The sequence below is a fragment of the Acinetobacter rudis genome (genome assembly GCF_000829675.1).
Taxonomy (GTDB): Bacteria; Pseudomonadota; Gammaproteobacteria; order Pseudomonadales; family Moraxellaceae; genus Acinetobacter; species Acinetobacter rudis.
Window position 1 is genome coordinate 1 of record NZ_BBRX01000036.1, and the last position, 12,628, is coordinate 12,628.

Below are 12,628 nucleotides of genomic sequence, written 5' to 3' on the forward strand. Positions count from 1 at the left end.
TTGTGCATAACGGCCATCAGCATCTTTAGTCGCGCCGAAGTTGCGCCATTGATGACCGTAAACAGGGCCCAGCTCACCTTCAGGACGGCCAAAACGCGCAGTTTGTTCAGCCGTAGCCCATTCATCCCAAATCGTAACTTTGTTGTCTTGTAGATACTGCACATGAGTATCACCTTTGAGGAACCAGAGGAGCTCAATGGCAATCGAGCGGAAATGGACTTTTTTGGTCGTTAACAGCGGAAATCCTTTAGAAAGGTCAAAACGCATTTGGTGTCCAAAGACTGAACGCGTCCCTGTACCTGTACGGTCACCCTTGTCTGCGCCTTGATCGAGGATATGTTGTAGAAGGTCGAGGTACACTTGCATAAACGTTTTAAACTCCACTGAGGGTATGCATAATTGCTATGCAGATCTATTTTTAGGAACGAATCAGTATACTAAAAGCAGCTTGGATTTTATAGCGTATCGGTACGATCAACTCAAACTAAGCGTCCCATCTTTTTGCGCAGTTTGAGTGAGTAAGATTGAATTATTGTTCAATAAGTGAGCGTTATGGCCAAAGAGTAGGCTTTAATATTATCAAAAAAAATTTTTTTTAAATAAAAAGTTAAATGATATTAAAGTCAAAATTACAAGTTTCCTTACATTTTAAAGGGTTGGCTTTTCTTGATAGTCGGTTAGTATCTCAGGCTTGAAATTATTTGCTCGTGTTTACAGTATGTCTTTTCATACTTGAGGACAGTGAGTATTTAGAATGAAACTTGAGAGTTAACAATGCTTATAGACTATAACCCTTATGTGTCGGACCTACATTCAATCGTTGAACCCGCAGCAGAACATCTCGTTGTTAACCACTATACTCCCGAAGCAAAAGCTTATTTAGAATTTACTAATTCAACAAAAACAACAACTCCAGCTACAAACGACAATAATCATCAAAACCCATCTTATTTCAGCACAAAATATTCTTTTGAAAGTATTCAGAATGGCATTTCTGTAAATATCGATAAATTTACACAACGTTTAAAAAATATTTCTGCAACCAGCAGTTCAAGACGCTGTGCACGTAGTATTCGTCTAGCGCTAGAGAGTGCTGGTGCTAAATTTAGTGATCATCCAATTGCAGCGGCTGATTGGGGTAATACATTGCTCAAGATTGGTTATAAGCAAATTAGCCCAGCATTTGATCAGCCCCATGAAGGCGATATTTATATTATTAATCGTACTGCAAAACATCGTTATGGGCATATTGCTGGTTTTTCTGGTTCAGCATGGGTTTCAGACTTTCAGCAACGCAGTCATGATGTTTATAAAGAAGAAAACGTAACTTACACTTACTATCGTTTAACTTCATAACAGCTGATACAAACTTGAGTCTAGGTGTTGGGAGCGCTCCGACGACTGCGCTGACTATAAATAGAAATTAGAAAAAAGCCGAGCAAGCTATAGCCAATGATTTGTATCGCTGCGAGTGATTTATTCACCTCAGGCAGCCAAATAATCAGTCCAACAGCAATAAGACCTAAACCAAGATATAACCAAGTCGAGTAAGACAGATATTTTCTGAGCTTTGAGTGTAAGCGGATTTGATAAATCAAATGCACTGCACAGCCAAGCAATAGGCTAAATAATGCTACACCGCGCGGTATTTCCTGCAACTTTGCACAGTAGTATAAAAGTATAAAGGTGCCGATACAGAGCAAGAGTTTAACTTGCCGTGTGCAACGTGCTGAATACCAAAAATCGAGCATGAACTGTGCCTTGTGCGTTGAGCAATTAAATCTTAGGTTGAGCCAGTGGTCTTTGTGCGATTGAGTAAAGACATCGGTGAGAAAAAACAGACAGCCAAAGCCATAAAGCCTATGCCTTGTGCACCTGGGAGTAGAATCTCACCAGTTTGTATATTTTTTAAAATCAAAGCCAAAATCAACGCAACAGGTATCCATGTCAACAGGCGATAGAGTAAACCTGTTGGATTTTTCTGGGCAAAATGCAATTTCATATAGCGACAAATTAGGAAAATAATTCCTGTCCCAGTAAACATAAGGATTGAAGCGAGATCAAGGGGTTGATTGAGATAAAGTGCGATGGTCAGCAGCGCGATCAAGACAAAAAGCATCAGTTTCTTTGTGACAGAAATAGTCGTATCAAACCAGAATTCAAGCATAGTGATATCAAGTAAATAAGATGAAAAGTACTTTAACATATGTCTGTTCTATACATATAAAAAAGGGGAAAGCATGAATGCTTTCCCCTTAAGTGTTTGGTATCACTTTATACAGAGGTATTTTTCTGAGGACCCCAGTCAAAGATTTTTTTCTGGTAGGCGTACCAGATCATCCAGAGCCCTACTAATATCATAGGAAGTGACAATAACTGTCCCTTAGTGACCCAGCCTAGTAAGATAAAGCCTTGATCTGCATCAGGCTCGCGGAAGAACTCCATGAAGAAACGAGCACAGCCATAACCCATTAAGAAAACGGCAGATACAGCCATGCGTGGGCGAGGTTTGCTACTAAACCACCAAATCACAATGAACAGTATTAGGCCTTCACAAAGCGCTTGATAGATCTGTGAGGGGTGACGGATTAACTGTAGTGGATCAGTTGGGAAGATCATGCCCAAAGCGAAGTTTGGATCCGTGACTGGGCGTCCATAAAGCTCGCCACCAATGAAGTTACCTAGACGACCAAACATTAGTCCAGTTGGAACACAAGGTGCGATAAAGTCTAAGGTTTCAAACCAAGTCTTTTTGTATTTATGACACCAGAACAGCATGGCAATCATGACTCCAAGGAAGCCACCATGAAAACTCATTCCGCCCGTCCAGATCTTAAAGAGCCAAATAGGATCAGCTAAGAATTTATCAAACTCGTAGAACAATACATAGCCAAAACGACCACCGAGGATCACCCCCATTGCCCCATAAAATATTAAATCGGAGAGCATCTCTGGTGACCAATGATCACGCTGTTTCGCACGATAACTTGCAAGTCCCCAAGCACATAGAAATGCCAAGAGGTACATAAGTCCATACCAATGTACTTTGACTGGACCCAAGGATAATGCAATCGGGTCAATGTTCGGATAGGTCAGCATTCAAGATCCTTGATATTCTGTTTTGCACAGATTTTAGCTTAATCATATGAAAAATGTTGTACATTCAATGTGTAAAGTCATAGGAATTACGCGATGTGTATAGTTGCATTGGCATGGCAGGTTTTAGATGGACTGCCGCTTTGCCTAATCTCGAATCGTGATGAGTTTTATCATCGACCAAGTGCTCAGATCGATTTTTGGCCCAATAGTCAGATTATTGCAGGACAAGATTTGCAATCAGGAGGTACATGGCTTGGTGTGACGAAGACAGGGCGGTGGGCGATTATTACAAATTATCGCGATGCACGAGAACAGCAGCAGTATGCCACTTCACGTGGCCATTTGTTGCAACAGTTTCTTGAGTCAGATCAATTACCTTTACGTTTTGCCCAGCAATTAGAGCAGCACCAGTGTGATTACGCGGGGTTTAATTTATTTATTGGTGATCGTCGACAAGCTGTTTATATCAGTAATCGAGGAGAACCACCACAGGTACTGGCTGCAGGCGTATATACCTTATCTAATGGAATTTTGTCAGATGATTGGGTTAAAACACGACATTTACGCAAACGATTTACTCAAGAATTTTTGCCATTGCTACAGCTTGAACATACTCCTGAAGCAACAATTCAACAATTGGCTTGGGATTTACTGCAAGACCAACGTAAGGTTGAGATCGACCAACTACCACAAACGGGTATAGATACAGCGTTTGAATTGTTACTGTCCTCGACATTTATACAAAGTCCAAATTATGGAACGAGATGCTCAAACTTGCTCAGAATGAGCCAAGAGGGGTGGAGTTGGTTGGAGAAAACTCAGTATGGGGCAGCCCAAGGTGAGATTCGAACCATCAATACGATTTGGTCTGAAAAAAAGCCGACTTAAAGTCGGCAGATAAAACAGTTGAGTTTAATTATGTTGCTTCAGTAGGATCTACCTTGCGTTTTTCAATGAGTTTACCTAGCAATAGACCCAGTTCAAACAGCATCCACATTGGAATAGCCAGCATAATCATGGATAAGGCATCAGGTGGGGTTGCAAACATTGCAACAAAGAAACAGCCTACGATAATAAAGCGTCTTTTTTCCGCCAAAGTCTTCGTATCAACAATACCGATTAAAATCAGTACCAAAGTAATAATAGGAATTTCAAAGGTCAGGCCGAAGACCAAAAAGAGCTTTAAACAGAAAGTTAAGTAGCTATTGATATCAGTCATGGGTGCGACAGTATCAGGAGAAACACTGATAAAAAAGTGCAAAATTGAAGGAAGGGCAACAAAGTATGCAAAACAAATGCCTGCATAAAACAGGCTAATGCTACCTAATAATAATGGGATGGCTAAATTCTTTTCTTTTTCGTAGAGGGCGGGTTTGATATAGGCCCAAAGCTGATAAATGATAAATGGCATGGCCAACATAATCGCGACGAAAAAGTTGAGTTTAAAGGGAGCCATAAAAGTGGCAGTAACATCCGTTGCAATCATCGTAGATTGAGCGGGTAACTGCGCACGAAGCGGAGCGGATAAGGTGCTATAAGTCTTATTGGCAAAAGGAAGTAAGCAGAAAAATAAAACTAAGAGCACAGCAACGATTTTAAAAAGATGTTTACGTAGGATCACCAAATGCTTGGTAATTGGCATTTCTTCTAAAGTCGCTTGCTCTGTTGCAGATGGATCATGCAAAGCTGGTGGCTGAGTTTGGGAACTCATGGTATCACTCATACTGCTACCTGAAATTCGGGAACTACATGTGGGGTGTTGGTGCAAAGAATCAGAACACTGCTGCAACTGTGATATTGCAACCAGATCTGTGGTACATACAACATAGGTATAGTCTGTTCAATATATTGGTATTGTGAGCTACTGGGTTGCGGTGTGATCTCTGGTTCTGTGACGAGTGGCTGATTTGCTTGTTGTTGTAATTCTTGCATTTGCCGCTGCATCTTTTCTTCAAGCTCATGAATACGTTGCATTTCTTGATTCATTTGTTCACGTAGTTCAGACAAGCGTAATTCGCGGTCAATATCATTTTGCACGCTACTAATTGCACGTTTAAATTTACTGTACCACTTGGCTGCAAAGCGTGCGGCTTCTGGGAGCTTTTCTGGTCCAAGTACCAAGAGGGCAATGACACCAAACACCAGAAGTTCAGAAAAACCTACATCAAGCATAGCCTTACCTCACCAGTTTATTATTGTTTTACCGTTGAGTTTACATCGCTATTCGTTGTTTGATGCTCAAGCGTACGTGGCTCATTGATTGAAGCTGTAGTTGTGGTTTCTTCTTCTTTGATCGATTTTTTAAAATCTTTCACAGCACCACCAACATCTTTGCCTAAATTTTTAAGCTTTGACGTACCGAACAGTAAAATTACAACGATTGCGAAAATCACAACATGCCAAATTGATAATCCAGCCATGAGAAAAACTCCTAATTGATCAACCGCTATATCAACAGCAAAACGTGACAACGCCGTGACATTAATGTTGCAATTTAGGGACATAAGGACTAGACGAGCAAAAAGGAAAAGGAGCATGCTAAACTTTCTTGGATTTTTCTTAGGTGCTGCCGTTAATGCTTTTTCCGCTGTTCTCTTTTTTGTGTGGTATGGCTTTAGCCAGTGTAAAAGGGCATGCCCAGCTTAAGACAGTGTTATCGACACTCTTAGCGAAAATTCTGATTCCTTTTGTAATCATATATAACATGGTGTTCTATCAGGAGGGCCATCTTGCACTGATTGCTTTGAGTATTCTCGCAGCAGTATCACTTTATGCACTCTATGTGCTGTTATTTAAAGATCGTTTGCAGGCCCTATGTTGTAGCTATACCAATATAGGTTGGTTAGGTTTACCCATTGCCATGTCTATTTTTGGTTCAGAAGTGAGTGGTGCGATGATCGCTTTGTATATTGGGGGATCATTATTTGGCAATATTTGGGCTACGTCAGCAGTAAGTCAAACCGCACAACCTCCGCTCGTCATGATCAAAGGGTTACTGCGTTCACCGCCTGTCATTGCTTTATGTATTGCGGCAATATTGCGGGTACTTGGTGTAGATCACATGGCCCATCATGCACACATGGATTGGGCATATTTGGTTTCGAAGTGGGGTATGAGTTTTGCAGGGATGTGTGTGCTTGGAATGTGGTTAAGACATACACGGGTCAATGTGACTGATTTGATTTTGAGCAGTAAAATAGCGTTATTTAAGCTCTTGTGTGGGGCGCTGTTTTGTCTTGTGGTGTATTTGTTTATTGAGAATGATGCCATACACCAATCGATCGCGGTAATTTTCTTATTATTTTGTCTACCGCCAGCAGCCAATATCGTCGCTTTGGAAACCCATTATCAAGGAACAGGAACATCCGCGAAGTATATTGCTGCTGGTACGATTGTCAGTTGCGTTGTGATTGTGCTTTATGCTGCACTTTGGTATTTATTCGCATCACGTGTGTAATATCAAATTTTAACGTGCTGAATTGAGGCTGGCTTTAAACAATTGCATTGCTTGGCCGCGATGGCTTATTTTGTTCTTATCGGCTTTGCTCAATTCTGCACTGCTACAGCCAAGTTCAGGAAGCCAGAACAATGGATCATAACCAAAACCATTTTCTCCACGTGGAACCTCAAGTAATTCCCCATGCCAAATTCCTTGGAAAATTTGAGGTAATGGGTCTTCGGCGTGTTGTACAAGTACTAAGACACAAACAAACATAGCTTCAAGCGCCTGATCAGGTTTACGTAAAGCTTTAACATCTTCAAGAAGTTTGGTGTTGTTTGCTGCATCGTCACCATGTTCACCAGCATAGCGGGCTGAATAAATGCCTGGTGCACCACCTAAGGCAGGAATACATAGACCAGAATCATCAGCAATTGCAGGATGACCTGAGATTTTGGCAGCATGACGCGCTTTAATAATGGCATTTTCAACAAAACTTAAACCATCTTCAATTGCATCTTCAATGTTAAGTTGGCCTTGTGCAATCACTTGTACAGGTAGCTTAAGTTGTTCAAATAGGTGTTCAAACTCTGTAATTTTACCTTTGTTATTACTGGCTAAAATTAAACGACTTTGAGATAACCAATCTGTTGCTGACATATCGTAAATGCTCTAAAAAATTAATGTGCTTAGTTTAAATGATTTTCTGCAAGCCGTTGTAGCAGGTACAGCAGAATTCTTCAATTGGGAGGGGAGTGTAATGTGGTCATTGAGTCAGAAAAAAAGCACCGTTTCGGTGCTCTAGTTCTTCAATCAAAAATATTGAAATTATTGTGCTTGAATCCAACGGTCAGCACGCTCACGTGCCGTACGGATTTGGTCTTGAGTTAAGTTGGCAGCCAAAGCTGTTTTCTTTGTTTCAGACATATTCATCACTTTATTGTCAAGCATGCCATCACGGGTAGAAAGTTCATACCACTGGTAAGCGCCAATATAGTTTTTCTTTTGCTCTTCCATTACCGCAAGGTTAAAGCTGGCACGGTTGTCACCATGACTTGCTGCTTTTTCAAGATATTGACGTGCTAAGGTTTCGTTTTTAGAAACGCCAATACCATCAGCATACATACGGCCAACGTTGAGCTGTGCAGCAGAGATGCCTTGATCAGCTGCGGCTTTATACCAAGTAAATGCTTGCTTATCGTCTTTTTGAATTTCACGACCGAGTTGGTAGTGAGTTGCTAAATAAAACTGTGCCGCTGCTTGTCCAGATTTTGCCGCTTTAAAGAGGTCTTGAACTGGCATGTGCGCATATTGTGCAGCTAATGCTGAGGTAGAAGGTTTTTGCTGGGGAATATAGTCAGCATGCGCTTGCATACTGAGCATGCCAAAAAATAAGGTACTACCTAATAAAATTTTCTTCATAGAGCACTCACTCGATAAATTGCGACTTCACCAAACAAATTTGGGCTGTACTTACTGAGTAAGCTATCTTTCTGATTCCCATTCACGGCAAGTCGATTAATAATTTGTATACGGTTCTCAGCACAAAGTGCTTCAAAATCTCTAAAAGTACACAGATGGATATTGGGCGTATTGTACCACATATATGGTAAAGCTTTGGAAACGGGCATTTTCCCTTTCAAGGCCAAGTAAGAACGAGTCTTCCAATAAGCAAAGTTAGGGAAAGTGATAATTGCTTGTTTTCCAACACGAACCATATCACGTAATAAAACATCTGGTGCATCAACTGCTTGCAAAGCTTGTGCCATGACTACATAGTCAAAAGATTGATCTGCAAAGCGTTTCAAGCCCAGATTTAAGTCTTGTTGGATGATATTTAACCCTTTGCCCACTGCAATTGCAATCTTTTCTTGATCAATTTCTAAACCATATGCACGAATATTGTGCTTTTGGGTCATATGGGCAAGCATTTCACCATCACCACAACCTAAGTCTAAAACGGTAGAATTCGGTTTAATCCACTTTTCAGCCAGTTGATGATCTATACGCATTATGCCTGCTCCTGCGTTGATGTTTGAGCCTGCGATTTTCCAGCTAGAAATGCTTGCAATGATTTAACATATAAAGGAATCGGGAATAGAAATGAGTCATGTCCTTGTTCTGCATCTATATCTAGATAACTGACAGGCTTTTGATTACTGATCAGCGCATCAACGATCTCTTGTGAGCGTTCAGGGCTAAAGCGCCAATCCGTAGTAAATGAAATAACTAAGAATTTACACTGAGTGTTGGCCATAGCTGCTTTAAGTGATTGTTCGTATTCACGTGCAGGATCAAAGTAATCAAGTGCTTTGGTCATGATCAGGTAAGTATTGGCGTCGAAGTTACGGCTAAAACGTTCGCCTTGATAGCGCAAATAGCTTTCTACTTGGAATTCGACATCAAAACCATACATAAATTTGCCTGATTTTAAATCTCGACCAAATTTTTGCATCATGGCTTCTTCAGAAAGATAGGTGATGTGCCCAACCATGCGCGCTAAGATTAGCCCACGTTTTGGGTAACTGTCTTTTTCTAAATAACGTCCATCATGAAAGTCGGGATCAGATAAAATCGACTGACGTGCGACCTCATTAAAGGCAATGTTTTGTGCTGAAAGTTTAGGTGCACTGGCAATGATCACACATTTTTGTAAACGATCAGGATAGTCCAGTGACCATTGTAAGGCTTGCATACCCCCTAAAGAACCACCAACTACAGCATACCAAGTTTGGATTTCTAAACGATCTGAAAGCATCGCTTGAGTTTTAACCCAATCACGAACGGTGACTAAGGGGAAGTCTGGACCATAGGGGCGGTTGTCATTTTCAGGATTTGGAGATGTCGGGCCTGTAGAACCATGACAGCCACCAATATTGTTGATTGCTACAACAAAAAACTTTGAGGTATCAATAGCTTTACCAGGGCCAATACAGGCATCCCACCAACCAGTTTTTTTATCATTGGCATCATGATAACCCGCAGCATGATGATGTCCAGATAAAGCATGACAAATTAAAATTGCATTCGATTTATCGGCGTTGAGTGTGCCATAAGTTTCAACCATCATCTCAAAACGCGGTAACATTCGACCACACTCCAAGGATAAAGGTTGTTCAAACTGAAATTTTTGCGGGGACACTAATCCCACTGAGTCAGTTGGGTAGGACACAGTCATTATTTGCCTTAAAATGTAAGAATATCAATATGTAAAAGAGGATATCACCAGCGATATCCTTTCCAAAGTCATTTATTGCATAGCGCAGGCCTGTTTCATACACGCCTGCTGATTAAGCCAATATACAGCTAAAGCAAATTAAGCCGTTGCTTGAGCCGATGATTGAAGTACGCCTTGTGCAACCAAACGGTTGATACAAGCGATAATTGCTTCGATAGATGAAGTCACGATGTTGTCATGTACACCAGCACCAAATGCTGAACGTCCAGTACCTTTAACTTGAACTTCAATCAAAGCGAGTGCTTTTGCATTTGCACCTGAGCTAATACCACGCTCTTCATAGTTTAAAACATCGATTGGTAAATCAAGCGCATTTAAGATGGCAGAAATTGGACCGTTTCCTTCACCGCTAAGCTTTTGCAATTCACCATTGATTTCGATATCAAGCTCAATGAATTGATTGCCGTTGTGATCTGACAACTTGTAGCTTTTCGCGTTGTAATAACCCGTTTTACTTTCTACGTAAGTTGTTTTAAATAATTTCCAGATTTCTTGTGCAGTAATTTCAGAGCCTTCTTCATCTGTGACCTGTTGTACCACTTGTGAAAATTCAACTTGCAAGCGACGTGGCAACACGACGTTGTAGTGTGATTCTAAAAGATATGCAATACCGCCTTTACCTGATTGGCTGTTAACACGAATCACTGCATCGTAATCACGGCCCAAGTCTTTTGGATCGATTGGTAAGTAAGGCATGTCCCAAATATCTTGATCTTTTTGGAATTCAAAACCTTTCTTAATTGCATCTTGGTGAGAGCCTGAGAATGCAGTAAAGACTAAGTCACCTGCATACGGATGGCGTGGATGTACAGGTAAACCTGTGCATTCTTCAATAGTAGCAATGACTTCGTTGATATTAGAAAAATCTAAATGAGGTGCTACGCCTTGGGTGTACATGTTTAAGGCAATTGCAGCAACATCGACGTTACCAGTACGTTCACCATTACCAAATACACAGCCTTCAACACGGTCAGCACCTGCCATAATCGCTAACTCAGATGCAGCGATCCCACAGCCACGGTCGTTATGACAGTGTACAGAAATCAATACACCATCACGACGCTCAATATTACGATGCATCCACTCGATTTGGTCTGCATAGACATTTGGAGATGAAACTTCGACTGTTGCTGGTAAGTTCAAGATGACTTTATTGTCAGGTGATGCTTCCCAGATTTCTGTGACAGCATCACAAACATCTTTGGCAACTTCAAGTTCAGTTGCAGTAAAGCATTCTGGACTGTATTGGAAAATCCATTCAGTTTCAGGGTACTGTGCTGCATACTGTTTGACTTTAGTTGCTGCATTCACAGCCAAAGCTTTTGCACCCGCAACATCTACGTTTAATACTTTTTGACGGAAAGTTGGCGAGTTGGAGTTATATATATGGACAATTGCGCGTTTTGCACCAGCCAATGATTCAAAAGTACGTTCAATTAAGTGATCACGTGCTTGTACCAATACTTCGATGTAGACGTCATCTGGAATGTAGTTTTCTTCAATCAACTTACGTGTAAAGTCGAAGTCCACTTGTGATGCTGAAGGAAAACCAATTTCAATATGTTTAAAACCAATTTTGACCAACATTTGGAACATTTTAAATTTCTGTTCAATGTTCATCGGCTCAAAAATTGCTTGGTTCCCATCACGAAGGTCAGTACTCATCCAGATGGGCGCTTGGGTAATTTCATTATTTGGCCACTGGCGGTCGGTTAACTCGACACGTTGATACATACGACGGTATTTTTTACTTGGATCAGCCAACATCATTGCAGAACTCCTTGTGTCACCTAAAAAAACTCAGATCTCGGGGATGAGCGATAGGCGACAATATATATGGTCTCTATTTAAAATGCGTTTAAACTTTAATCTAGGGGGCGAGTGCCAAAATGGCAAAATTATTATGTGCGCGCAAGGCGCAGCATAAGCTGCAAGCTGAGGGTGCTGCTTGCCATTGGGAGGAGGGCGAGAATAGCTGGATATTTATTCATACCGATAAAATTACGACATAAGCACAGCAGTGTCAATGAGATTCGATAAAAATCTTGAGCATATGAAAAATAAACAGTAATTGAAGTGAAATGCGCAGGGCAGTGCGTTAAAGCTCTGCCCATTTTCTAATTAAATTATGATAGATATTGGTAAGTTGGATCACTTCTGCATGTTGATCACCGAGCGTGGCGCGCAGTTTTTGTATGCTTTGGTCAAGGTTAAATAACATATGACGATTGGCATCATCACGGATCATACTTTGTACCCAAAAAAATGAAGCAACACGGCAACCTTCTGTAATTGCAGTTACTTCATGTAGGCTGCTCGCTGGGTAAAGAATTAGGTCACCTGCTGGTAATTTAATGTCATGAAAACCATAAGTGTCCTCAATCACTAATTCACCACCTTGATATTCTTCTGGTTCAGACAAGAACAATGTACAAGATAAGTCCGTTCTTAAACGATCATTGCTGCCACGAATGCGTCGAATGGCATTATCTACGTGCTTACCAAAAGCTTCGCCAGCTTCGTAACGATTAAACAAAGGCGGGATTATATCCAGTGGAATGGCTGCAGAAAGAAATAAAGGGTGCTGTCCGAGTTGTTCTAAAATAATGGTGCTGAGTTGGTGCGTTAAAGGATGATCTTCTGGTAGTTGTTGATTATGTTTTACCGTCGCAGAGAGCGTGCCAGCAGTCACCTTACCGTTGACCCACTCAATTTTATTCATTTCGCTACGAAAATATTCAACTTGTGTTTTGCTGAGGACGCTTGGAATATGATGAATCAAAATAGCACCTACTTATGGATATAAATATAAAAACAGCCTCGACTGAGGCTATTTTAGTATAAATCCCCTA

16 protein-coding genes are annotated in these 12,628 nt (G+C 40.9%); 3 read left to right on the forward strand and 13 right to left on the reverse strand.

Annotated elements, in window-relative coordinates; all coding sequences use genetic code 11:
- On the reverse strand, positions 1–366 hold a 366-nt coding region (gene thyA, locus Aru01_RS10680; RefSeq protein ID WP_042111343.1), incomplete at its 3' end, for a thymidylate synthase.
- 408 nt (positions 367–774) lie between these two features.
- On the opposite strand from thyA, the gene Aru01_RS10685 reads away from it, so the two are divergent.
- On the forward strand, positions 775–1,356 hold the full coding sequence (locus Aru01_RS10685) for a hypothetical protein (RefSeq protein WP_016654930.1): 582 nt from the start codon (positions 775–777) through the stop codon (positions 1,354–1,356).
- A gap of 20 nt (positions 1,357–1,376) precedes the next feature.
- Here Aru01_RS10685 and Aru01_RS10690 read toward each other — a convergent pair whose 3' ends face one another.
- The 3 genes from Aru01_RS10690 to lgt form a co-directional block, all read right to left on the reverse strand.
- Positions 1,377–1,751, reverse strand: coding sequence for a hypothetical protein (locus tag Aru01_RS10690; protein WP_016654931.1), 375 nt, complete (start codon positions 1,749–1,751; stop codon positions 1,377–1,379).
- Positions 1,752–1,783: 32 nt separating this feature from the next.
- Positions 1,784–2,167, reverse strand: a complete 384-nt coding sequence (locus Aru01_RS10695; RefSeq protein ID WP_040331034.1) for a hypothetical protein — start codon at positions 2,165–2,167, stop codon at positions 1,784–1,786.
- Between the two features lie 107 nt (positions 2,168–2,274).
- Positions 2,275–3,099 carry a prolipoprotein diacylglyceryl transferase gene (lgt, locus tag Aru01_RS10700; protein WP_016654933.1) on the reverse strand — a complete coding sequence of 275 codons (825 nt, stop codon included), beginning with the start codon at positions 3,097–3,099 and terminating at the stop codon, positions 2,275–2,277.
- A gap of 93 nt (positions 3,100–3,192) precedes the next feature.
- Between lgt and Aru01_RS10705 the strand changes: the two genes are divergently transcribed.
- Positions 3,193–3,987, forward strand: coding sequence for an NRDE family protein (locus Aru01_RS10705; RefSeq protein ID WP_016654934.1), 795 nt, complete (start codon positions 3,193–3,195; stop codon positions 3,985–3,987).
- Between the two features lie 28 nt (positions 3,988–4,015).
- On the opposite strand, the gene tatC is transcribed toward Aru01_RS10705, so the two are convergent.
- From tatC to tatA, 3 genes are read right to left on the reverse strand one after another with little or no spacing between them, the layout of a single operon-like run.
- Complete coding sequence (gene tatC, locus Aru01_RS10710; protein ID WP_228128713.1) at positions 4,016–4,810, reverse strand: twin-arginine translocase subunit TatC; 795 nt, start codon at positions 4,808–4,810, stop codon at positions 4,016–4,018.
- Between the two features lie 8 nt (positions 4,811–4,818).
- Positions 4,819–5,271, reverse strand: a complete 453-nt coding sequence (gene tatB, locus Aru01_RS10715) for a Sec-independent protein translocase protein TatB (protein ID WP_016654936.1) — start codon at positions 5,269–5,271, stop codon at positions 4,819–4,821.
- Between the two features lie 20 nt (positions 5,272–5,291).
- On the reverse strand, positions 5,292–5,519 hold the full coding sequence (gene tatA / locus Aru01_RS10720; protein WP_016654937.1) for a Sec-independent protein translocase subunit TatA: 228 nt from the start codon (positions 5,517–5,519) through the stop codon (positions 5,292–5,294).
- 155 nt (positions 5,520–5,674) lie between these two features.
- Between tatA and Aru01_RS10725 the strand changes: the two genes are divergently transcribed.
- Complete coding sequence (locus Aru01_RS10725) at positions 5,675–6,556, forward strand: AEC family transporter (RefSeq protein ID WP_016654938.1); 882 nt, start codon at positions 5,675–5,677, stop codon at positions 6,554–6,556.
- Positions 6,557–6,565: 9 nt separating this feature from the next.
- Here the strand turns inward: Aru01_RS10725 and rdgB are convergent, their stop codons facing one another.
- From rdgB to Aru01_RS10755, 6 genes are all read right to left on the reverse strand, one after another.
- Positions 6,566–7,198, reverse strand: a complete 633-nt coding sequence (gene rdgB / locus Aru01_RS10730) for an RdgB/HAM1 family non-canonical purine NTP pyrophosphatase (protein WP_016654939.1) — start codon at positions 7,196–7,198, stop codon at positions 6,566–6,568.
- Between the two features lie 168 nt (positions 7,199–7,366).
- Positions 7,367–7,960, reverse strand: a complete 594-nt coding sequence (locus tag Aru01_RS10735; RefSeq protein ID WP_016654940.1) for a tetratricopeptide repeat protein — start codon at positions 7,958–7,960, stop codon at positions 7,367–7,369.
- Positions 7,957–8,550 (reverse strand): methionine biosynthesis protein MetW, encoded by a 594-nt coding sequence (metW, locus tag Aru01_RS10740; RefSeq protein ID WP_016654941.1) that lies wholly within the window; start codon positions 8,548–8,550, stop codon positions 7,957–7,959. The genes Aru01_RS10735 and metW overlap by 4 nt, the downstream gene beginning before the upstream one ends.
- Positions 8,550–9,710: a homoserine O-succinyltransferase MetX gene (metX, locus tag Aru01_RS10745; RefSeq protein ID WP_040331036.1), complete on the reverse strand. Its 1,161-nt coding sequence runs from the start codon at positions 9,708–9,710 to the stop codon at positions 8,550–8,552. Before metX ends, metW begins: the two co-directional genes overlap by 1 nt.
- A 144-nt stretch (positions 9,711–9,854) precedes the next feature.
- Positions 9,855–11,546, reverse strand: a complete 1,692-nt coding sequence (gene leuA, locus Aru01_RS10750; RefSeq protein WP_016654943.1) for a 2-isopropylmalate synthase — start codon at positions 11,544–11,546, stop codon at positions 9,855–9,857.
- A 328-nt stretch (positions 11,547–11,874) separates the two neighbouring features.
- The gene (locus tag Aru01_RS10755) at positions 11,875–12,558 is read right to left on the reverse strand and encodes a Fe2+-dependent dioxygenase (protein WP_016654945.1); all 684 of its coding nucleotides are present in this window, start codon (positions 12,556–12,558) and stop codon (positions 11,875–11,877) included.
- Positions 12,559–12,628 lie beyond the last annotated feature (70 nt).